The organism is Thermaurantimonas sp. (assembly GCF_046299575.1).
Taxonomy (GTDB): domain Bacteria; phylum Bacteroidota; class Bacteroidia; order Flavobacteriales; family Schleiferiaceae; genus Thermaurantimonas.
Genome location: NZ_JBKBHX010000006.1, coordinates 124,665 through 145,572 on the forward strand (window position 1 = coordinate 124,665; position 20,908 = coordinate 145,572).

The window sequence follows — 20,908 nt, forward strand, 5'->3', positions numbered from 1 at the left end:
ATTAGTTGGTGCCGTCGAAGGGCGGCATAGGTTGGGTTTGCGAATTCTGAATGCCTTCGGCCCGAAGTACTTTGATAAAAGTAAGGAACAAAATTTTTAGGTCGAACCAAAAGCTACACTTTTCTACATATTCTGCGTCAAGACGAAATTTCTGTGCCCATGTGAGCGAATTACGTCCATTTACCTGTGCCCAGCCGGTGATACCCGGACGCACTTTGTATCTAACCAATTGCCAGGGCTGGTGCAGAGGAATATATTTAAATAGCAAGGGGCGCGGACCTACCAAACTCATATGGCCTAGCACTACGTTGATAAGTTGTGGCAGCTCATCAAGCGAATAAGCCCTTAAAAAGCGACCTAAGGGCGTAATGCGCATGTAGTCCGGGAGCAACTTACCGGTACTATCGCGCTCGTCGGTCATGGTTTTGAATTTTAGCACATAAAAAGCGCGTTGTTCCTTGCCCGGTCTTTCTTGGTAGAAGAATATCTTACCTTTATTTTGGAAAAACAAAACAATTGCGATGAGTAAGATTAATGGCCAAAGAATCAAAAGAGCTGTGGAGGAGATTAAAATGTCTAAAATTCTCTTGAAAAAGTCTCTGTAAACTCGCATCAAATTCGCACAGAACAATCGTATGCTATGCGCAATAAGCCCGAATTGATTTCTTTAACGACGTAAGTCTTAATATATCTGCCTTTAAATTCTTTGCGGAGGTAATAATCAATCATAAACCAAACGTCGCTGGTTATTTTTTCACTGATAATAAGCAGGTAAATTTCCCGGCTTATATCGAGATCTTCAGGGTCGATACAAAAGACTCGTATTTCGGCTTCAAAGTCGAAAGGAAGAATGATTCTCCTGATGCGTTCAAAATCATCTTCAAAGAAGCAGGGGAAAGGAGCCAATGTGACATTTTTTAAAGGCTCCGCCACGTCAGTCCCATTAATGTGTCTGACATGGCTGCGCAGAGATTGAGCAATATTTTTGCTCATCTAATTGCACAACAAAGCTACTCAAACGACTATGAATTGCAAATTAAATTGCAAAGAAATTAGCAAACTGCCATATTTTAATTGCATAATACCCATTTTTTTGAGTAAAACCAGTTAATTGAGTAGTTTTATTACTCCAAAAGGATGTTAAGGGAATATAAAGTGATGTGAAAATTTTATGGGAAAAACCACTTACCCCCGACACCTATCGACGAAAGCTCATGGGAGCTTTGTAGACAATTAAGGTTCTCTACATCTGTTGGACTTAAAGAGAAAGGAAATTTTAATTCTGCAGATTTCGCAGAAAAACGCAGGTAAAGAAATTTTAGCTTTTAATAAAAGTTTAATTGTAAGTACTTAAAGTTAGTTTTTAAAGCCTTAAGCATTAACTATAAGACAATTTTTCCAGCAGATTTTTCTGAAATCCGCAGAAAATGTTTGAGTTAAAGTTTAATTTTTTAATCCTTTAACCCACCAAATTACATATTCCTCCTGTATTGACCGCCCACCTGGAAGAGAGCCTCTGTCATCTGGCCGAGTGAACAGTATTTACTGGCTTCCATCAAAACTTTGAAGACGTTTTTGTTCTGAATTGCCGCTTCCTGGATGGCGCGCAGCATCTGCCGTGACTTTTCAGGGTTAAAAGCGTGGAGTCTGTTCACCGTTTCAATTTGGGCTTGTTTCTCCTCTTCAGTGGCACGAATTACCTCAGCAGGGATGATTGTAGGAGAGCCTTTTGAACTTAAAAAAGTATTCACACCTATGATAGGCAGTTCGCCTGTATGCTTGAGGGTCTCGTAGTAGAGGGATTCTTCCTGAATCTTGGACCGTTGATACATGGTCTCCATTGCCCCAAGAACGCCACCGCGCTCGGTGATGCGGTCAAATTCCATCATCACTGCTTCCTCTACGAGGTCGGTCAATTCTTCAATGATGAAGCTGCCCTGGAGGGGGTTTTCGTTTTTGGCGAGACCGAGCTCTTTGTTGATGATCAATTGAATAGCCACAGCACGTCGAACCGATTCTTCAGTAGGAGTGGTTATTGCTTCATCATAGGCATTGGTATGCAGGGAGTTGCAGTTGTCGTAAATAGCATATAGCGCTTGTAAGGTGGTGCGTATGTCGTTGAAGTCGATTTCTTGTGCGTGGAGCGAGCGGCCGGAGGTCTGGATGTGATATTTGAGCATCTGAGCACGCGGATTGGCTCCGTATTTATATTTCATGGCCTTAGCCCAAATGCGACGGGCTGCACGGCCTATTACGGCATACTCTGGGTCGATTCCGTTAGAGAAGAAGAAGCTGAGGTTTGGGCCAAAGTCGTTGATGTCCATTCCTCTGCTGAGGTAGTACTCTACATAAGTAAATCCATTGGCCAGTGTAAAAGCAAGCTGGGTAATTGGATTGGCACCAGCCTCGGCAATGTGGTAGCCCGAAATGGATACCGAATAAAAGTTGCGTACCTTATGGTCGATAAAATATTGCTGAACATCACCCATAAGGCGCAGGGCAAATTCGGTGGAGAAGATGCAAGTATTTTGCGCTTGGTCTTCTTTTAAAATGTCAGCCTGCACCGTGCCGCGCACGGTACTAAGGGTCTGAGCCTTGATCCGTTCGTACGTTTCGCGATCTAGAATTTGATCACCTGTAACTCCCAGAAGCAAAAGGCCTAAGCCATCATTGCCCTCGGGCAGAGGTGCATTGTAACGAGGCCTAGGAAGGTTGCGATCGTCATAAAGCTCTTTCAGCCTGGCCTCTACAAGATGCTCCAAACCATTTTGGCGGATGTAAAGCTCACATTGCTGGTCGATAGCCGTATTCATGAAGAAGGCCAGGATCATCGGCGCCGGCCCGTTAATGGTCATCGATACAGATGTAGTGGGATCGGCAAGATTAAAGCCTGAGTAAAGTTTTTTGGCATCGTCGAGACAACAGACCGATACGCCAGAGTTTCCGATTTTTCCATAAATATCTGGTCTAAGGTCTGGATTTCGTCCGTACAAGGTTACGGAGTCGAAAGCAGTCGACAGACGTGCTGCTGGCATTCCTAAACTGAGATAGTGAAATCTCTTGTTGGTGCGCTCCGGAGCTCCTTCGCCGGCAAACATACGGGTGGGATCTTCTCCAGTGCGCTTAAAAGGATAGATACCTGCAGTGTATGGAAATTCGCCCGGAAAGTTTTCCTGAAGCTGCCAACGCAGCAGGTCGCCCCATGCCCGGTAACGCGGGGTTGCGATTTTCGGAATCTTGAGGTGAGAAAGCGATTCGGTATAGGTCTTTACGCGTACTTCCTTATCGCGCACTTTGAAGATGTACTCTTCATTGTGGTACTGTTGGGCTTTTTCGTCAAATTTTTCGATCAACTGCCAGTTGTGCGGATCGAGGTCGAGTTTTACGTTTTCAAATTCTTCGCGCAACTTTTTGATGAGTCGATCCTTGTCTTCAATATCGGTGGATGAAAGGTGTTCAATGGTTTGATGAAGATTATACAGCTTTTGGGCAATTTCGGCCTGACGATTTACCCACTGATCGTATTTGCGGTTGTTTTCGGTGATTTCAGAAAGGTAACGCGTGCGATGTGGGGGAATGATATACACCTTTTCCGACATCTCATCGGTGGCGTGGAAGTTTGACCGGAGATCAGCACCGGTTTTTTCCACAATTTTGTCTATCACAGCCTTATACAGGCGATTCATTCCAGGATCGTTAAACTGGCTTGCGATAGTGCCAAATACGGGCATTTCATCGGCAGGGCGATCCCAGAGCTGATGGTTGCGCTGATACTGCTTCTTTACATCGCGCAAAGCATCGAGGGCGCCACGTTTATCAAACTTATTTAGGGCAATCAGGTCAGCAAAGTCGAGCATGTCGATTTTTTCGAGCTGAGTGGCTGCCCCGTATTCAGGTGTCATTACATAAAGTGATACATCGCTGTAATCGAGTATCTCGGTATCACTTTGACCGATGCCTGAAGTTTCTAAAATGATCAGGTCGTAACCGGCAGCTTTCAGTACGGCAATGGCATCGCCTACATACTTGCTCAGGGCCAGATTGCTTTGGCGAGTAGCCAGCGAACGCATGTACACACGCGGATTGTTAATGGCATTCATACGAATGCGGTCGCCGAGTAAAGCTCCACCGGTTTTGCGCTTTGACGGGTCAACGGAGATAATGCCTATGGTTTTTTCGGGAAAATCGAGCAAATAACGACGAACCAACTCATCGACTAATGAGCTTTTACCTGCACCACCGGTACCGGTGATTCCCAATACTGGAGTTTTTGACTTTTCGGCCAGTTGTTTTACAGCCTCCAACTCAGCACGACTTTCTTCAGGAAAGTTTTCGGCTGCTGAAATCAATCGGGCAATGGCACCCCAGTTTTCGGGAGCAGTTCCGAGTTTTTTGACTTGTCCATTCAACGGATAACCCACAGGAAAGTCAGCCTTCATCACCACATCATTGATCATGCCTTGCAGGCCCATTGCACGGCCATCGTCAGGATGATAAATGCGTGTGATGCCGTATTGATGAAGCTCCTCAATTTCCGTAGGCAATATGGTACCACCCCCTCCTCCAAAAATCTTGATATGTCCAGCGCCTTTTTGTTTTAGCAAGTCGTACATGTACTTAAAAAATTCCATATGCCCACCTTGATAAGAGGTGATGGCTATGGCTTGTGCATCTTCCTGAATGGCACAATTTACGATTTCCTCTACTGACCGGTCGTGCCCAAGGTGAATCACTTCGCAACCGGTGGCCTGCATGATACGGCGCATGATGTTGATTGCAGCATCGTGACCATCAAAAAGCGATGCAGCTGTAACTATACGAACTTTGTTTTTGGGAATATAGGGGGTAGTGGTCATTGACATATGTATAATTAGTTATGGACTGCAAATGTACTTGCCAAGAAAGGTATGTGCTACTGTTGTGAGTTCTCCAAAGCTATTCCAGTGTGAAGGGTTTAAAATCAATTTGTGTTTTTTTCTATTAAAATGTATTTTTAATAGTTTTATACTATTTTTGCAAAAAAATTCAAAACCATGACTATAACTCAACTGGAATACGCTATTGCTGTGGACGATCATAGGCACTTCGGCAAAGCCGCTGAAGCTTGTAATGTAACACAGCCCACGCTGAGCATGCAATTGCAAAAGCTAGAGGAAGACCTTGGCGTGGTGCTTTTTGACCGTTCCAAAAAACCCATTATACCCACTGAAATCGGCAAACTTGTACTGGCGCAAGCGCGAAATGTGCTGCGCGAAGCGCATAAAATCCAAGACATCATAGCCGATGCTCGAAATCAGCACGAAGGGGAATTTCGCTTGGGCATAATTCCAACCTTAGCTCCCTATCTGCTTCACCGTTTTATCGGCTCTTTTCGCAAAGCTTTCCCTCAAGTAACTTTGATTGTAGAAGAGTTGCAGACCGACACTATTGTTGAGAAACTCAATCGCGACCACCTCGACGCAGCTATATTGGCCACTCCGCTTGACCTGCCAAACATCACCGAAATACCGCTCTTTTACGAACCCTTTATGGCGTACATCTCGCCTTCTGATCCTCTCTGGAAAGAGGATTTTATCGTTTCAAGCGAGTTAAACAATACTAATCTATTACTTTTAAGCGAAGGACATTGTTTCAGAAACAGCGTTTTGAGAATTTGCAATGAATCAGAGGCTTTGACGCAAAATCGCCTGATGGTAGAAATCGGAAACTTCGAAACCATCGTGCGCCTGGTAGATGAAGGCATGGGAAATACCCTGATACCTTATTTGATGGCTATTGAAATGAAAGGCGATGCGCAAAAAAACATCAAACTGATAGCTGAACCACGACCTGTTCGCGAGATTAGTTTGATTTATTCACGTAATCAACTGAAAAACAAAATGATTCAGAAACTGGAGGAAATCGTCAAATCGTCTATACCGAAAAAATTGCTACAAAAAACTGGAACCATTATTCCCCCGAAATAAAATGTATAAAGGTCAATATACATTTGTCTGAGCGATTTCTCCTCTTATTTATGGAACATACGGAACTCATTATCGAACTTCTCAAATACGTTTTGCCATCAGCATTTATGCTGATTCTCACATATATGCTTCTCTCAAATTTTATGGAAAACGAAGAGAAGCGAAGGCGTTACTCCTTGCACAAGGAGAACGCCAAAATTGCTTTACCCCTGCGCTTCCAGGCGTATGAACGACTTGCCCTTTTCCTGGAACGTATCTCGCCCAATCAATTAGTAACGCGCATACCGAGTAAAAACCTCACAGCCCGTCAATATCGACAGTTACTCATTAAATCTATCCAGACTGAATATGAATTCAACCTCAGCCAGCAGATGTATATAAGCGAGCAGGCATGGCAATATGTGGTGACGGCAAAATCAGCTATGGTGGGGATCATCAACAAACTGGCGGCTGAAACGCCCGAAGATACCGATGCTCTCGAATTTAGTAAGAAAATCATCAGCCACTTTATGGAAATGGAAGGGTTGCCAACCAAAAAAGCTATTGCTTATCTGAAACAAGAGATGCAACAGGAATTTTAACCGCTATGACGCTGAAGCCCGGAGATGAAGTCAGCTTTTTAGACGAAACCGGCACTGCAACCGTTGTGAGCATCACCGGGCATACGGCCATCGTGCTTACAGACGAAGGATTTGAAATTGAGTACCCAATCAGCAAACTTGTAGCACGCCCAAAATTATTAGCTAAAGACATCCTCAATGCACCAGTTACACAAAAAGACGCTGCTATACGCACCACTGGTAGCAAACAGCCTCCCAAATCGGATGTATTAGAGGTGGATTTGCATTTGCACGAAATTGCTGAACATTACAGAGGTTTCACTCGTCATGACATGGTGACGTATCAACTAAATCACGCCCGAAATCAGTTCTTTAAAGCGCGAAAAGCAGGCATTAAAAAAATCATATTTATTCATGGCGTTGGTGAAGGTGTGCTGAAACAAGAACTTCGGAAAATGCTCTCAGCCTTCGACGGAATCACAGTTTACGACGCTGACTACTCTAAATACGGACAAGGTGCAACTGCTGTAGAAATTTGGAAGCGAAGCGAAGACTGAAAGCTTGCAATACTTACTTTTTTTCATAATCTGGAATGTATTGATGATTGTTGGCCCATTGTCAGAAACTTTGTCAGCCGATTGAAAATGTTCATTAAATTTTTTATTTTTTAATTTAAAAATGAAAGAATACAATCAAAAGCGAATCGATTATCTTTGTGAACGAAGGGTATAATTAATACAGTATTTCTTACAAATGGAATTGAACATCTTCCGAGAGTTTGTAGTAGTTTTAGGGGTTTCCACCTTGCTTATTTTGCTTTTTCAGCGGATTAAAATGCCCTCCATCATTGGCTTTCTGGTCGCTGGAATGCTTATGGGACCTACTGGCTTGCGGCTGATCAGCGATATTGAACAAATCGAAATTCTCTCGGAAATAGGCCTTGTACTGCTACTTTTTTTAATAGGCATTGAATTTAACCTCAAAACCTTATCAGCCATAAAATCTACTGTGTTTATCGGTGGCGGTCTTCAGGTGTTGCTTTCAGTGGTTTTAGGCGGGATTATATCTTATATTTACGGCTATAGTGCCAATGTATCCTTGTTGATAGGTTTTATGATATCGCTGAGCAGTACAGCAGTAGTCATAAAGCTTCTTCAGATTCACGGACGCATCAACAATCCTGAAGGGCGAAATACCTTGGCAATTTTGATTTTTCAAGACCTGATCGCGGTACCTATGATGCTGCTGATACCCGTAATGGCAGGCAATGGTGGAGGAAATACCTGGCAACTTCTTGGCTTGCTTGTTTTGAAAACGCTGGTTGTGCTTATACTCGTGTATCTGGCAGCCAGATACATATTTCCGGCTATCATGTATCAAGTGGCCGCTACTAAAAGTCAGGAACTCTTCATCATCGTCATTCTACTCACCTGTTTTGCAATTGCCTGGCTTACCAATGAGGCCGGACTCTCACTAGCGTTAGGTGCCTTTTTGGCCGGACTGGTCATTTCCGAAAGCGAATACAGCCATCAGGCAGTGGCTAATGTATTGCCATTTAGAGAGGTATTTATGAGCTTTTTCTTTATTTCAATCGGCCTTTTGGTCGATTTAAAATTTTTGTTTCAGAACCTCCACTGGATTGTCGTGCTGGCTTTAGCCGTTATGTTTATTAAATTTATCACTGGCGCATCTGCCCTGATAATCAATGGTAAATCAACCCGACTCGCCATTATTACTGGCCTGGCGCTGGCACAAGTTGGAGAGTTCTCTTTTGTCCTGGCTAAAACAGCGATTGATCAGAAGCTTATTACAGCCGGAATGTATCAGTATTTCTTGGCTGTTTCGATTGTTACGATGATTATTGCTCCTTTTATCATCGGTCGAATTGACACTATCTGTGATCTTTTGGGGCAAACGAATGTACCGGTTATCCTTTCTAAGTTTAACACCATCATCCGGCCAGGTCAGAACGAGGACATAGAAGGTGCTTCAGTTGATGCGCTGGAAGATCACCTCGTCATCATCGGCTATGGCATCAATGGCAAAAACGTAAGCCGCGCTGCCCGATACTCAGGAATTCCGCATGTAGTGATCGAAATGGATGGCCGGCTGGTGCGCGAAGCCAAAGAAGAAGGAGTACCGGTGTTGTTTGGCGATGCGATACATTCCGAAATACTTAACAGTGCCCATGTAGAAAAAGCACGTGTAGCCGTAATTGCCATCTCTGACCTGGCGGCTACCAAGCGCATCATCTCAGCCATTCGCCTTTTAAGTCAATCCATTTATCTGATTGTGCGTACCCGCTATGTGCGCGAAATTGAAGAGCTCATTGCCCTCGGAGCCGATGAGGTCATACCTGAAGAGTTTGAGACATCCATCGAAATCTTCAGCCGTGTGCTCCATAAGTACCTGGTACCGATGCATCAAATCTCCGACGTTATCACCCGCATCCGCAGTACGCATTATGAACTCTTTCGCCCAATCGAAGCGCGCAGCTCAAGCTCAGTTGACCTTAATATTCCAGACCTGTCGGTAGCAGCTGTTCAGGTGAGCAAACTTTCTGCCGGACTTTCAGGCAAAAAGGTCTCTGAAAGCAGACTTCGCCAAGATTACAACCTAAACCTCATTGCCATTCGTCGAGGTTCAGAATTCATTCAAGAAATCAAACCTGATGAAAAGATTCAAAAAGACGATGTGCTCTATGTGGTAGGCACCTACGACAACATTGCTGCCCTCTACCGCCGTGTGAGCGATACCGGCCCCTGGGGCGTAGATGAATAGCCCCAGGGCAAAAAATACTCTACCTTTGCCTCTCTAATTCGTAAATTTTCTAATGGCTACAACAAGCGCCGACTTTCTTAAAATCGTCCGTGAAAAGTCTATCTCGCTCAACGATCAGGAATACCTCGATACCATTAACTACCTTGTCGACGAACAGCCTGTCTTAGCCTCTCTGCTCTTCGACCTTGACGATGAAATCTCCGAAGAGATGCAGGAGTACCTCTATCAGGTCGTTGTGATGCTTGTCAACGGCTTTAAAGAAACGGGCATTCACGTAAAACTCATTTCTGAAGAATCGGTCAAAAACATCATCGCTGAAAAAGACGACCTCTACAAATCGGCTGTAGATGACGAAAATCCGGTGTTTGAAAAAGAGAAAATGCTCGCCCTTAGCCATAATCCGGCTGTGCTCGAACTTCTGTACGACAATTATTTCGACCGTGTAACTGAAAATCCGGATGCTCACAATGTGTATGACCGGCTCAACCTGCTCTTTATGCTCGATGTACTGATCTCTGCCATCGAAGAAAACACCGATCTGCAGCAAGAAATATGAATCCCCTACCCGAACCGTCGGCTATAGTGCAACTAATGATGGCAAATGATGCCTTCAGTCAGTGGCTTGGCATCACTGTGGAAGAGATCAGGCCGGGATACTGCAGCCTGAGTATGATCGTACGGCCGGAGATGACCAATGGATTCGGGATCACTCATGGAGGCATAGCAATCTCACTGGCCGACAGTGCGCTGGCTTTTGCAGCGAATGCTGCCGGCCGCATGGCCAAAACCGTACAGCTCTCCTGCCAGTACATCAGGCCTGTTAATGCCCATGAGAGGCTTCAGGCTACTGCCATCGAAACGGAGCGCACACATCGCTTCAGCTACATCGAAGTGATCATTACACGTGGTTCTGAAAAAATTGCTGCCCTTCACGGCATGGCGTATCTGAGCGATAAAGAGTGGGTTATCCCACCCACTTCCTGAGAAGTTCTATAAAGGTCTTTCTATCAATTTCTTCGGCCCCGAGCGATCGGAGGTGAGCTGTGCTCATCTGGCAGTCAATGAGTTTTACAGCTCCAGAAGATACCCATTCCCTGCATGCGGATATCAGTGCAAATTTGGAAGCATTGGCCTCCAGGCTGAACATCGATTCACCGAAAAACACCTTTCCGAGCCAAACTCCGTAATATCCACCGACCAGCCGACCTTCGTGCCAGGTTTCGTATGAATGGACGATGCCTATCCGATGAAGCTCGGTGTATGCCTCAATGATGTCCCGGCCGATCCACGTGCCACGCTGTCCGCGTCTTTTTATGCAGGCACAATGGGTAATCACCTGCTCAAAAGCCTGATTTTTTGTAAGGTGAAAATGTCCTCTGTTAAAGACTGTACGCATGCTGTGGCTTACATGTACTTTCTCCGGAAAAAGTACCATCCGCGGATCGGGCGACCACCACTCTATGGTCGTGCCCGGCTCATACCAGGGAAAGTAGCCATGACGATAGGCATCTATCAAATTCGGTAATGACAGATCACCGCCTATGAAGACAGGAAAATCTCCCGGATCATTCGATGAAGGATAGGGAAAAATGGATGACAATTCCGAATTTTGACCCTGCATACAAATACTCTTGAACAATAGCAAAATAAACATCCGCCGAAGCGATTTTTACGAAATGGTGTGGGACGTGGTGCGGCTGATTCCGCCCGGCCGAGTGACTACGTACGGTCACATTGCAGAATACCTCGGCGCCAAAGGTGCAGCCCGCATGGTGGGCTATGCGATGAACGCTTCGCACATCCATCCCGATATCCCTGCCCATAGGGTAGTAAACCGCAAAGGCCTGCTTACCGGCAAACATCATTTCGGTCACCCTCAGCGAATGCAGAAGCTCCTCGAAGCCGAAGGCATCACCGTGCTCAACGATCAGGTACTACACTTTGAAAAGCACCTCTGGATACCTTCACGGGAGTTGGGGAGTGACGCATTTTTTTCTTAATCGACCATTTAACGCTCTTTATTCAGGTGGTCTGTATAAATCAATCAGAAATTTTACGGAATTAAAAAAAAGTCACCTTGATAACACAGGCTACAGATTTTCGCTCTTTTTTATCTATCCTTCAGAAGGATTTTAGCAGAATACATCTATTGTTTGGTGAAACTTTCCCGTGGTAAGGCAAGAGGGTTAAAAAAACATGGTGTTATAATCCTTTTTCCGCTTGTGATATGAATTTTTTTTGTAGAGTCCCAGAGTATTTGTTTATTAGGTTATTGTGTTAGTTAATTAAAATTTTGGGATAAGGAAGATTTATTTACAAATTTTCCTGCAAGATTTTTTAAAGCTTTTTCTTTAATTGGATTTGTTATTTTAAAATATTCTTGCAACATAAGGCTGGCTTATATTCTTACCGTTAATTGGTCTGCAAACAACTCTGCTTGTTTTAATACGGTATCAATTGCCTTTTGTTGTTTATCAGGTGGATAGCCATATTTATTCAGTGTGCGCTTTACGATTACCATGAGCCTTGCTCTGGCACTTTCTCTTATGGTCCAGTCTATGGTTGCATTGGCTCTTACTTTGTTGGCTATTTCTTTTGCTATTTCTTTTGAGGTCTCGTTACCTAATACCTGAACGGCACTGTCGTTTACTTCCAAAGCATTGTAAAATGCCACTTCATCGGGTGTGAGTCCGAGCTTTTCGCCTTCTTTATCGGCTTCTTTTATTTCTTTGGCTATATTGATGAGTTCCTGAATAATTTCAGCGGTTGTAAGTAAATTATTCTGATAGCGTTTGATCGCGCTTTCAAGCATTTCCAGCAATTTCTTGCTCTTTACCAGATTTGTTTTGGCTCTTACTTTCAGCTCGTTGTTCAGAATTTTTTTCAGCAACTCGATTGCTAAATTTTTGTGCTGCATTCCCTGAACTTCCAACAGAAATTCATCGGAAAGTATTTCCAATCCTGAAATATCGGGCTTCTGAATTCCCGCAGCATCAAAAATGTCAATCACTTTATCGCTGCTCAATGCTTCATCCACAATTTGTTTGATGGCGGTTTCTATTTCCACATCTGATTTACCACCACCAACAGGAGCATCAAACTTTACCAATCTTGATTTAACGGCTTGAAAAAACGCCACTTCGGTCAGATGAGGCTGTACTTCTTCTTTGGTAATGCAAAGCGAAAGTGCCTGACTTAATAAACTTACCTCACGAATAAACCTCTCTTTACCGTTCTGTAACCCTAAAATGTGTTCTTCTGCTTGCAGAATGATGGAGAGTTTTTCCCGTTCATCTGCAACAAAAAATCGGCGGTAATTGAATTTGAAACTGCCTTCGTAATAGGCCTGTGGTTCTTCAACCAAAATATCATTCCGGGTATTGCTCTCTTCATAGAACATTTGCTGCACCACTTCCAGTTTCTCTTTGAAAATATCAAATGCTTTTTCGATGTTTTCTGCCGGGTCGCCTTTTCCACCTGCTTCACCGTAAAATGAAAGCGCTTTCTTTAAATCGGTTCCAATGCCCAAATAATCCACAATCAAACCGCCCGGTTTGTCTTTGAAAACACGGTTTACCCGTGCAATGGCTTGCATCAGGTTGTGTCCTCGCATGGGCTTATCAACGTACATCGTATTCAGGCAAGGAGCATCAAAACCCGTAAGCCACATATCCCGAACAATTACCAACTTCAGCTCATCAGCCGGATTTTTCATGCGTTCGGCCAACATACGGCGTTGTTCTTTAGTGGTGTGGTGTTGGGCAATTTCGGGGCCGTCTGCACTATTGGTGGTCATGACTACTTTAATAACCCCTTTAGTCAAATCGTCATGGTGCCATTCCGGACGAAGTGCAATAATTTCTTTGTAGAGTTCGGCAGCAATTCTGCGGCTCATGGCTACAATCATTGCCTTGCCTTCAAAAACAGCCTGGCGTTGCTCAAAATGCGAAACAATGTCCCGGGCTAAATTTTTCAAACGTTCCGGATGTCCCACAATGGCTTCCAGCTTTGTCCATTTGGCTTTGGCTTTTTGACCACCCCACCCTTCGGGTACCCCTCCATCGGAGGGGAATTCTTGGTCTTGTTCTAATTCCCGGTCGAATTCTTCAATTAAGCGTCTGCCTTCTTCGTCCAGATTTACCTTTGCCAGGCGACTTTCATAATAAATGGGTACCGTTGCCCCATCATCTATGGCATCTTTTATATCGTAGCGGTCGATGTAATTGCCGAAAACCTGAGGGGTGTTTCTGTCTGTACCTTCAATAGGCGTACCTGTAAAACCAATGTAGGTGGCATTGGGTAAAGCATCGCGCATGTATTTGGCAAAGCCGTAAGCAATGCGTTTGCCGATGACTTCTTTGGTTACTGCGTCTTTTTCGTCAATCAATTTTGCTTCAAAGCCATATTGCGTTCGGTGGGCTTCGTCGGCAATTACTACAATATTTCTGCGGTCGGAAAGTTGGGGGAACTTATCGCCCGATTGAGGTAAAAACTTCTGAATAGTGGTAAAAACAATGCCCCCACTTGCCACCTTCAATAGTTCTTTGAGATGCTCTCTGCTTTCGGCCTGCACAGGTTCTTGCCGCAGCAACTGAACCGATGCCGCAAACGTATCAAACAACTGGTCGTCTAAATCGTTGCGGTCGGTAATGACTACTATGGTTGGATTTTTCATTTCGGGCGAAGTGATGAGCTTGCCCGCATAAAAAACCATACTCAAACTTTTGCCCGAACCTTGGGTGTGCCAAACCACACCGCCCCGCTTATCTCCGTTTTCGGCTGATGCCTGTATGGTTGATTGAACGGCTTTATTGACGGCATAGTACTGATGATAGGCCGCTAATTTCTTAACGGTATGCACCTGGATCAATCCTGTTTTGGGGTCTTCTTTTTTCGTTTTTTCAAATACAATAAAGTTGCGAACCAAATCCAGCAGTGTGGCGGGTTGCAGCATACCTCTGAGCAGCGTTTCTAATTGTGGCTTAAACCGGGAGGCCTCTCTAATTCCGTCAACGGTTTTCCATGCCATAAAACGCGAAAAATCGGCACTTACGGTGCCTGCTCTGCATTCCAGGCCATCGGAAATAATACAGATAGCATTGTATGTGAATAAGCTGGGAATAGTGGCTTTGTAGGTTTGTATTTGCTGATACGCACTTTTGATGTCGGCCGTTTCGCTGGCGGCATTTTTCAGTTCTATGACTACCAAAGGCAAACCATTGACAAACAGCAACACATCGGGGCGTTTGTGCTGGTTGTTTTCAATAATGGTGTATTGATTTACTACTAAAAATTGATTATTGGCCGGATGCTCAAAGTCAATCAATGCCACTTCGTGGCTGCGTTCATAGCCGTTTTCCTGATAGGGTACTTTTACCTTTTCAACCAGCAAGCGGTGAAATTCTTCGTTGTTGTGCAGCAAGTCAGGCGAAGCAATCCTTAACACTTTTTGAACAGCTGCTTCCTGTGCATCTAAGGGAATGTGCGGATTGATTTTAGCAATGGCAGTTCTCAGCCGATTGAGCAAAAGAATTTGATTGAAACTTTCTCTTTCGTTACCACCCCGTACTTCGGACACCCCTCCGGAGGAGGGGAATTCGGGGGGAGAACAGGCAGAGCCCGGCAAGTATTCCCAGCCCTGCGATTGCAGAATTTCAATTGCTGACTGTTCGATGATATTTTCGGATAGAATATTCATTTATTCAGATGATATTTATTTTTTCTTCTTTGAAAAGCAATTTTCCCACCCTCAAGGATATTACAAACCGCAGTATTTATTACAGGATTTTCTAATGAACCGCTGTCATAAGATAGTTTTTCTTCGTTGTTTGTTGCAACAATGACCTGTTCAGCGTCTGCATTTACTACAAGGTTTGCATTATGAGTTACAATTATAACTTGCCTGTATTTCTTTATTTCTTTGAAAATATCAGTAAGGTCATTAAAGATAAAATCGTTATCAAGATCATCTTCGGGTTGGTCGAAAATAATAGGTTGAGAAAAAATATTTGTAGCTAATTTTAAGCACAAATAAATAGTTCCTCTCTGACCTACTGAGATTTTATTCAAAGGTTTTCCTTTATAAGTGATTTTGGGCTGAACATATAAATATTTAGAACGGGATTGAAGATCATAAAATATTTTTTCAAACTCATATCTGTTAGAACGTAAATAATTTTCAATTTTTTGAAAAGATGTATCAATGTTTCTCAGAAAATCAAGGTAATTCTCTAAATCGATAATTCCAACTAATCCTTTCAGTTCTTCATAACTGTTTTTTCCTTTGAAAATTCTGCCGTCTAACTGTTCTTTTACGAGGTCGTAAAATGCATTTATATCAAAAACTATTTCTCCCTCAATCTTGATTTCTCTGTTGTTAATAATTTTTTTCATTAATTCCTTTTGCTGCTCATTCCAACCCTCTTTTCCTTGTAGAAGCCTACTCCAGCTTTGATCAATTGTAGATTTATGACGTAATAATTCCGAATAAATTAAATCAGCTATTTTCTTTTTATTGTTAAGAGCTGATTTTCGTTGGTTTTCTTTCTCTTCTATTTCTTTCTTTCGTCTTTCGTAAGATGAAATGGTGTGTCTGAACCGTTCTACATTTGAAAGCAGGGAGGCTATATCCCCTTTATAGTCCTTAAAATCGTTTTTAATTTTTGCATTTTCTTCTTGAGCTTCTTTTATTGTATCGTCAATATTTTTAATAGCAGCATCAATACCATCAATTTGTGGTTTAAAATCTAATAAGGGAATACCCTTGTTTAGTTTAGTAATTTGTTCGTTTGTTTTTTGTAGAAATTCAGTTAGAGATGTTTTGAGTTGCTCTAAACTGAGTTTTTCGCTTTCACAGTCTTGCAGTTTTTCAATGTTTGCTGTATACTTTTGTAGTTTTTCTTTATTTTCCTCTGTTGTAATCCTATCTAATAAATTACGATTTTTATCTATTTCCTGCTGAATATAAGATTTCTGGTTTATAGGATTATTATTTTCATCCCGCTTGTTAAACCATTCCAGAATAGTATTAAATTCGGATCTATAATTCTGGATAGTTTCATCAATTTTCTGGTCAAATGAAAGCGTTTCAAGTTCCAAAATCTTCTTAATTTCCTCTCCCAATCCTTTTGCATCTTTTACCTTCTCTTTCACTTCACTTTGGGATATAAAAAGAAAGGGTAAATCGTACTGAGTATCCAATGGAAAAGTCTCATCCGTGCTATTAAGTGATTTTTTCCATTTTACTTTAAAATCTGATGATAGATTAAATTCAGATTTTTCAAAAGGAACATTGTATTGTTTAAACCCGTTTGCAAAATAGTTTATCAAAACACTTTTACCGGCTCCTCGTCCTCCAATAATTGTTACTAAGTTCTGATTTAATGGGATTCTGTTTTTCTCAAATTGTAATTGCTCATTCTCGAATACATTTACAGGATTTTCAATTTCAATTTCTGTAAAGGCAGATTTTTCAAAGTCATATGCTGGGTTAGTATTCTGTATTTTTACCCTTTCTTCCGGCTCATAAATGATTTGCTTTAGCCCTTCGAAAGTAAGATCTGATTTTATCCAAACTTTTCTATCTTGATTCTTTGTAAATAACTCATCAAATGTATGCGCATCACTTCCTCCAATACATGCTTTTAAACTTTTAAATTCATTAATGAAGTCTTCCGAAGAAGGATGTTTTTTGCCTAAAGCCCATTGTATAGTATTGGGGTTTGTAGCAATTAAAATGTCAGATTTCTGAATAAGTAATTTTCTTGCCTGATGATCCTGACCATTCCACGAAACATTGCTTAAATCTTCATCAGAGGGCAAGGCAATTAGATATTTGCCTTCAAAGATGTTGCGTTTATTTGCAAGAATTTCACATATCTGTTTGTCATCAACAACTGCATTCATCATTCCAATATACAAAGGTGATTTACCTTTGAATTGTGTGTGTTGCTCAATTAATTTTTCACCTAATTTTTCTAGATTATTTTTTTTCAATTTTCGCTTTTCATCTTCACTCTGTGGGGCGGCCTCATAAATAAAATCAATTTCATGCAGGAAATTTTCCTCAATATCAGTAAAAGAAATATCGTCAGATAGTAAGACATGAAAGTTTATTCTATTGGAACCCACCAGTTTGTTAAGTCGAAATTCTATGTTCGGCAAGACGTAAATTGATTTGATCTTCTCAATTTCTTCTGAGTTAAAAAGCTCTTTTAATTTATCTTCTTTTTCAAAATACTCAGTCTTTATCTTCTTATAACCGTCAATTGTGAAATAGTCGGTTATTCCGATAGCTGAAACATTGTTTGCAATGGCTCTTTTAAATAATTCTTTTACATAAGTATCCCAATCGTTTCCAAAGCCATTATATAAATGAGAATATGGGGTGTGAATATGCAAATCCCATAATCTCCATTCTGAACCTCTTTTAAAATTTTCTTTCATATTGCCTTTCTGATTTTAACTCTTCACTCTTATTTCCCCGCTCATCAGCTTCGGCAGCAGCGTATCCCGCAACTGCGTAAGCGTGCGAATTTGCTGGGTGTTGGATTTGATTTTTTGGAAAAGGGGTTCAATTTCTTTATCAAAGTGCTTTATCTTTTCCTTTGGGGGAATAAGAAAATCCAGTGTTCTGAATGCTGCCTTTGAAATCTCTTGAAATACAGAACCGTTTCCTGCATTTTCTATCATTTCCATATTAGCCTTACACCACAAAAACATAAAATAGTTTGAAACGATTTTGTCGCATATAATTGCGATATACCCTTGATTGATGGCAACAGGAATTTCAGTTATAGCTAAATATCCAATAGGTGCTCTTGATGAAAGCAATAAAGTGCCAACAGGCAGAAGTCCAGAACTTATTTGCTTTAAACCTTCTTCTGTGATTTTGCGTGATGTGTCAAAAAGAAATATGGAAGTTGTGTTTGATAAATCTCTTGGAGAAGTCCAATGAATATTACCATCCCAATATTTCTGTTCTGTTGTGCTCGGTGTTGTTCCGCCTTTCATTGAAACAACATCATCAATAGTTCCAACCTCCCAACTCTCATCTGCTTCTTCTATGAACCACTGCCTGAAGAGGGTTTCAGCTAATTGCTCTAAGGTTTTGTTTTGGCGGTGCAGCAGGTCTATTTTGTCGTCTAAGCTGCTGAGTACTTCGGCTATGGCGGTTTGTATTTTTACATCATCCGTAATTGAAATATCTATTGAATTGAGTAAAGTTTGAGTTACAAGTGGGTGACTTGAACCCTCAGCATAACTGTTTAAATCTAAATTCCTCAAGAAATAATATAGAAACTTGGCATTGTACCCATTCTTTGGTTTTGCTGCTAATGCATTATCTGAAACCCAAATAGGTTTATCTTGATAATAAACAGAACCACAATAAGCACCAACTCGCCCAATTATTATTGTTTCCCCATTGTAATTTGAACTATCACAATAACCTAAAATCCCGTTTCCACCAAACACGGGTATATCCCCTTTTGTTTTTGGTCTTTCCTTGCCATTTCCAAACTGAACAAATTCTGATAGTTTATATTCTTTCCACTCACTCATATTATTGGTTTATTTTTAAATTGAAATTCGTTTTTCACTTTTCATTTTTCACTTTTCGTTTTTACGCTGCTTGTTTTAATTTAGCAATGTTTTCGGGGGCATGCCTTTCGGTCCAAAGAATAAAATCGGCATTTTTGCTACGCAAAGCGTCTAAGTATTCTTGCTGTATTTCTTTTTCTTCGTTATTGATTATAGCCAGTCCTATTACTTGTTTGTTGGTAATTTTTTCTCTTACGCTTTTAATATCCTCCCAGGTAAAAAGAAAATTGGGTATATTCAGTTTATTTAGAGTATTGAATGCTTTCAAAACAATTTCTTTCTCGCGGTAGGCAATTTGAAAATCGAAAGTAAATTCCAGTCCTGTGCTTCCTTTAGAAATAAATTGGGGGGTGTAAATAATTTCTTGTTCGTCAAGATAATTGCGTACATCTTCTTTAAAGATAGAAGCAACGGTGTGCTTGGCGAGCATATACATATCGTTAATTTCAGAAATGGCGGAAATGAGATTATGTTTTTTCTGAGCGAAGTTATTTTCAGTGGCTTCTACAATTAACTCATCATTTTGTAATTGTATGCCATAGGTGAGTAAAATCCGTTCGAGCAAATCTTTTCGTTTAGGCGAACGAGTAATAGCCGCCCCTGTTAGTTCAAGATTTTTGAGCGTAATTCCATCATCGGACATAAGAATTTTGCCATTGTCTTTTTTGGCGTAAATTTCTAATGTATCATTAAACAAGCCAATGAAAGGCGTGCTGATGACTGCCCAATTCGTACCTGTATCGGTTACAATGGTTGTACGTTCTTTCAAAAAATCGTAATATTTATTGATAAGTTCGTTTATCCAATGGTTCATAGAAGTGAAGGTTGCAGTATGTTAAAAACAGTTTGCAAATGAATTAATTTGTTGAATGAAAAAAATGCCTGCTCAATATCGTTATTGTTTGAGATAGTTTTCACGGGAAAACTATCCTCGGTTAATGGCAAAGCCCAATCTAAGGTAGTTTTATATCCTTCCACATAATAATGAATGTGATGTTCGTGATAATCGAAAAACTTACCTGCAAAAGGATGAAAAATTTCAGGAACTTTGGGTGTAATTGTTTCGGGGTTTTTGTGTTGTCCGTTATAGTCTATCCTTATCAGTCCAATTTTAGTGTCATCATCAAGCAGATATAACGTAAGTTTGAAATGATTTTTCTTGCTTTGGGTTATATCATAGATAAATGTGAAATCGGTATTATCAGGCGAAATAAGCGTATATCTTACCGTAAATGGAAATGGTTGTTGATGGATTTCAATTTTATCTTCCAATACACCATTCATTTCTACTTTTTTTGGTAATTCTAAAAGATATTGTGCTTGTTGTATCGAGAACATTTTGTTGCAGTATTTTTAGTTGATATGTAACAAATTTTATATCTCAAATGCCTTCGTAGTTATTGATGAGTTTTATGTCGTAATTCATGGTATTGAAATTTCGTTGGTTTTAATTGTCTAATGTTTAATCAGTGCTGCCTTCGGGATCCTCAGGCAGCATTTGGGGAGTTTTATTATCGCTGCCTTCGAGTGCCTCAGGCAGCGGCACCTCAGGGTGGCTGAGGTTCTCGAAGCCACCCTGAGTGTTCTCGAAGCCACCCTGAGTGTTCTCGAGCTCACCCTTTTTTAAGTCACGATAAGCAAGCGCTAATTGCGGAAGTAATTCCGGTGTTCCATTTATCAACGCTTCTTTCTTCTTCCGGCTCCAACCCTGCACTTGCTTTTCGCGATAAAATGCTTCGTCAATGCGTGCATATTCCTCAAAATATACCAGCTTCACGGGTAATCTTTTCCTGGTATGATTCGCCCCTTCACCCGCCTGATGTTGAGCCAATCGCAGTTCAAGATTGGTAGTACTGCCGGTATAGTAACTGCCGTCAGCGCATTCTAATATGTACATGTATCCTTTCATACTTTCATCTATGACGGGGGCTTCGGCTATTCAGGGTGGCTTCGAGAACCTCAGCCACCCTGTGTATTCTAAAAGCAAGCACCCTGAAAAGC

Annotated in this window: 17 protein-coding genes; 7 read left to right on the forward strand and 10 right to left on the reverse strand. The window is 41.6% G+C overall.

Features of this window, described 5'->3' with window-relative positions; translation table 11 throughout:
- Nucleotide 1 precedes the first annotated feature (1 nt).
- The 3 genes from ACK4EX_RS09070 to ACK4EX_RS09080 all read right to left on the reverse strand — a co-directional run bounded on the left by ACK4EX_RS09070 (nucleotide 2) and on the right by ACK4EX_RS09080 (nucleotide 4,856).
- On the reverse strand, nucleotides 2–613 hold the full coding sequence (locus tag ACK4EX_RS09070) for a sugar transferase (protein WP_409772126.1): 612 nt from the start codon (nucleotides 611–613) through the stop codon (nucleotides 2–4).
- Nucleotides 613–993, reverse strand: a complete 381-nt coding sequence (locus ACK4EX_RS09075; RefSeq protein ID WP_409772005.1) for a hypothetical protein — start codon at nucleotides 991–993, stop codon at nucleotides 613–615. Before ACK4EX_RS09075 ends, ACK4EX_RS09070 begins: the two co-directional genes overlap by 1 nt.
- A gap of 479 nt (nucleotides 994–1,472) precedes the next feature.
- Complete coding sequence (locus tag ACK4EX_RS09080; RefSeq protein ID WP_409772007.1) at nucleotides 1,473–4,856, reverse strand: methylmalonyl-CoA mutase family protein; 3,384 nt, start codon at nucleotides 4,854–4,856, stop codon at nucleotides 1,473–1,475.
- Nucleotides 4,857–5,033: 177 nt separating this feature from the next.
- Between ACK4EX_RS09080 and ACK4EX_RS09085 the strand changes: the two genes are divergently transcribed.
- The 6 genes from ACK4EX_RS09085 (at nucleotide 5,034) to ACK4EX_RS09110 (ending at nucleotide 10,291) form a co-directional block, all read left to right on the forward strand.
- Nucleotides 5,034–5,966: a LysR family transcriptional regulator gene (locus ACK4EX_RS09085; RefSeq protein ID WP_409772009.1), complete on the forward strand. Its 933-nt coding sequence runs from the start codon at nucleotides 5,034–5,036 to the stop codon at nucleotides 5,964–5,966.
- Nucleotides 5,967–6,016: 50 nt separating this feature from the next.
- Nucleotides 6,017–6,547, forward strand: a complete 531-nt coding sequence (locus ACK4EX_RS09090) for a hypothetical protein (RefSeq protein WP_409772011.1) — start codon at nucleotides 6,017–6,019, stop codon at nucleotides 6,545–6,547.
- A gap of 5 nt (nucleotides 6,548–6,552) precedes the next feature.
- Nucleotides 6,553–7,083, forward strand: coding sequence for a Smr/MutS family protein (locus tag ACK4EX_RS09095; protein WP_409772014.1), 531 nt, complete (start codon nucleotides 6,553–6,555; stop codon nucleotides 7,081–7,083).
- Nucleotides 7,084–7,279: 196 nt separating this feature from the next.
- Entirely contained in the window at nucleotides 7,280–9,307 is a 2,028-nt protein-coding gene (locus ACK4EX_RS09100; RefSeq protein ID WP_409772016.1) for a cation:proton antiporter, read from the forward strand.
- A 52-nt stretch (nucleotides 9,308–9,359) separates the two neighbouring features.
- Entirely contained in the window at nucleotides 9,360–9,863 is a 504-nt protein-coding gene (locus ACK4EX_RS09105; RefSeq protein WP_409772019.1) for a hypothetical protein, read from the forward strand.
- A complete protein-coding gene (locus ACK4EX_RS09110) occupies nucleotides 9,860–10,291 on the forward strand; it encodes a PaaI family thioesterase (protein ID WP_409772021.1) in 432 nt (143 codons plus the stop codon). The genes ACK4EX_RS09105 and ACK4EX_RS09110 overlap by 4 nt, the downstream gene beginning before the upstream one ends.
- Here ACK4EX_RS09110 and aat read toward each other — a convergent pair.
- A complete protein-coding gene (aat, locus tag ACK4EX_RS09115) occupies nucleotides 10,272–10,907 on the reverse strand; it encodes a leucyl/phenylalanyl-tRNA--protein transferase (protein WP_409772023.1) in 636 nt (211 codons plus the stop codon). The genes ACK4EX_RS09110 and aat overlap by 20 nt on opposite strands.
- A 76-nt stretch (nucleotides 10,908–10,983) precedes the next feature.
- Between aat and ACK4EX_RS09120 the strand changes: the two genes are divergently transcribed.
- Nucleotides 10,984–11,307 (forward strand): MGMT family protein, encoded by a 324-nt coding sequence (locus ACK4EX_RS09120; RefSeq protein ID WP_409772129.1) that lies wholly within the window; start codon nucleotides 10,984–10,986, stop codon nucleotides 11,305–11,307.
- 398 nt (nucleotides 11,308–11,705) lie between these two features.
- On the opposite strand, the gene ACK4EX_RS09125 is transcribed toward ACK4EX_RS09120, so the two are convergent.
- From ACK4EX_RS09125 to ACK4EX_RS09150, 6 genes are all read right to left on the reverse strand, one after another.
- Nucleotides 11,706–15,005 carry a type I restriction endonuclease subunit R gene (locus ACK4EX_RS09125; RefSeq protein ID WP_409772025.1) on the reverse strand — a complete coding sequence of 1,100 codons (3,300 nt, stop codon included), beginning with the start codon at nucleotides 15,003–15,005 and terminating at the stop codon, nucleotides 11,706–11,708.
- Entirely contained in the window at nucleotides 15,002–17,752 is a 2,751-nt protein-coding gene (locus tag ACK4EX_RS09130; RefSeq protein WP_409772027.1) for a TrlF family AAA-like ATPase, read from the reverse strand. Before ACK4EX_RS09130 ends, ACK4EX_RS09125 begins: the two co-directional genes overlap by 4 nt.
- Nucleotides 17,753–17,767: 15 nt before the next feature.
- Nucleotides 17,768–18,868, reverse strand: a complete 1,101-nt coding sequence (locus tag ACK4EX_RS09135; protein WP_409772028.1) for a restriction endonuclease subunit S — start codon at nucleotides 18,866–18,868, stop codon at nucleotides 17,768–17,770.
- A gap of 61 nt (nucleotides 18,869–18,929) precedes the next feature.
- Nucleotides 18,930–19,721 carry a DUF1828 domain-containing protein gene (locus ACK4EX_RS09140; RefSeq protein WP_409772031.1) on the reverse strand — a complete coding sequence of 264 codons (792 nt, stop codon included), beginning with the start codon at nucleotides 19,719–19,721 and terminating at the stop codon, nucleotides 18,930–18,932.
- Entirely contained in the window at nucleotides 19,718–20,245 is a 528-nt protein-coding gene (locus ACK4EX_RS09145; RefSeq protein ID WP_409772033.1) for a DUF6978 family protein, read from the reverse strand. Before ACK4EX_RS09145 ends, ACK4EX_RS09140 begins: the two co-directional genes overlap by 4 nt.
- A 124-nt stretch (nucleotides 20,246–20,369) precedes the next feature.
- The gene (locus ACK4EX_RS09150) at nucleotides 20,370–20,816 is read right to left on the reverse strand and encodes a GIY-YIG nuclease family protein (protein WP_409772036.1); all 447 of its coding nucleotides are present in this window, start codon (nucleotides 20,814–20,816) and stop codon (nucleotides 20,370–20,372) included.
- Between the last annotated feature and the right edge of the window lie 92 nt (nucleotides 20,817–20,908).

What these genes read in the sequence shown, in the direction of transcription:
- ACK4EX_RS09105 (WP_409772019.1), top strand. Translation starts at nt 9,360, where the DNA reads ATGGCTACAACAAGCGCCGACTTTCTTAAAATCGTCCGTGAAAAGTCT.
- ACK4EX_RS09120 (WP_409772129.1), top strand. Translation starts at nt 10,984, where the DNA reads ATGGTGTGGGACGTGGTGCGGCTGATTCCGCCCGGCCGAGTGACTACG.
- ACK4EX_RS09100 (WP_409772016.1), top strand. Translation starts at nt 7,280, where the DNA reads ATGGAATTGAACATCTTCCGAGAGTTTGTAGTAGTTTTAGGGGTTTCC.
- ACK4EX_RS09125 (WP_409772025.1), bottom strand. Translation starts at nt 15,005, where the DNA reads ATGAATATTCTATCCGAAAATATCATCGAACAGTCAGCAATTGAAATT.
- ACK4EX_RS09135 (WP_409772028.1), bottom strand. Translation starts at nt 18,868, where the DNA reads ATGAGTGAGTGGAAAGAATATAAACTATCAGAATTTGTTCAGTTTGGA.
- ACK4EX_RS09130 (WP_409772027.1), bottom strand. Translation starts at nt 17,752, where the DNA reads ATGAAAGAAAATTTTAAAAGAGGTTCAGAATGGAGATTATGGGATTTG.
- ACK4EX_RS09095 (WP_409772014.1), top strand. Translation starts at nt 6,553, where the DNA reads ATGACGCTGAAGCCCGGAGATGAAGTCAGCTTTTTAGACGAAACCGGC.
- ACK4EX_RS09140 (WP_409772031.1), bottom strand. Translation starts at nt 19,721, where the DNA reads ATGAACCATTGGATAAACGAACTTATCAATAAATATTACGATTTTTTG.
- ACK4EX_RS09090 (WP_409772011.1), top strand. Translation starts at nt 6,017, where the DNA reads ATGGAACATACGGAACTCATTATCGAACTTCTCAAATACGTTTTGCCA.
- ACK4EX_RS09150 (WP_409772036.1), bottom strand. Translation starts at nt 20,816, where the DNA reads ATGAAAGGATACATGTACATATTAGAATGCGCTGACGGCAGTTACTAT.
- ACK4EX_RS09075 (WP_409772005.1), bottom strand. Translation starts at nt 993, where the DNA reads ATGAGCAAAAATATTGCTCAATCTCTGCGCAGCCATGTCAGACACATT.
- ACK4EX_RS09070 (WP_409772126.1), bottom strand. Translation starts at nt 613, where the DNA reads ATGCGAGTTTACAGAGACTTTTTCAAGAGAATTTTAGACATTTTAATC.
- ACK4EX_RS09145 (WP_409772033.1), bottom strand. Translation starts at nt 20,245, where the DNA reads ATGTTCTCGATACAACAAGCACAATATCTTTTAGAATTACCAAAAAAA.
- ACK4EX_RS09110 (WP_409772021.1), top strand. Translation starts at nt 9,860, where the DNA reads ATGAATCCCCTACCCGAACCGTCGGCTATAGTGCAACTAATGATGGCA.
- ACK4EX_RS09085 (WP_409772009.1), top strand. Translation starts at nt 5,034, where the DNA reads ATGACTATAACTCAACTGGAATACGCTATTGCTGTGGACGATCATAGG.
- ACK4EX_RS09080 (WP_409772007.1), bottom strand. Translation starts at nt 4,856, where the DNA reads ATGACCACTACCCCCTATATTCCCAAAAACAAAGTTCGTATAGTTACA.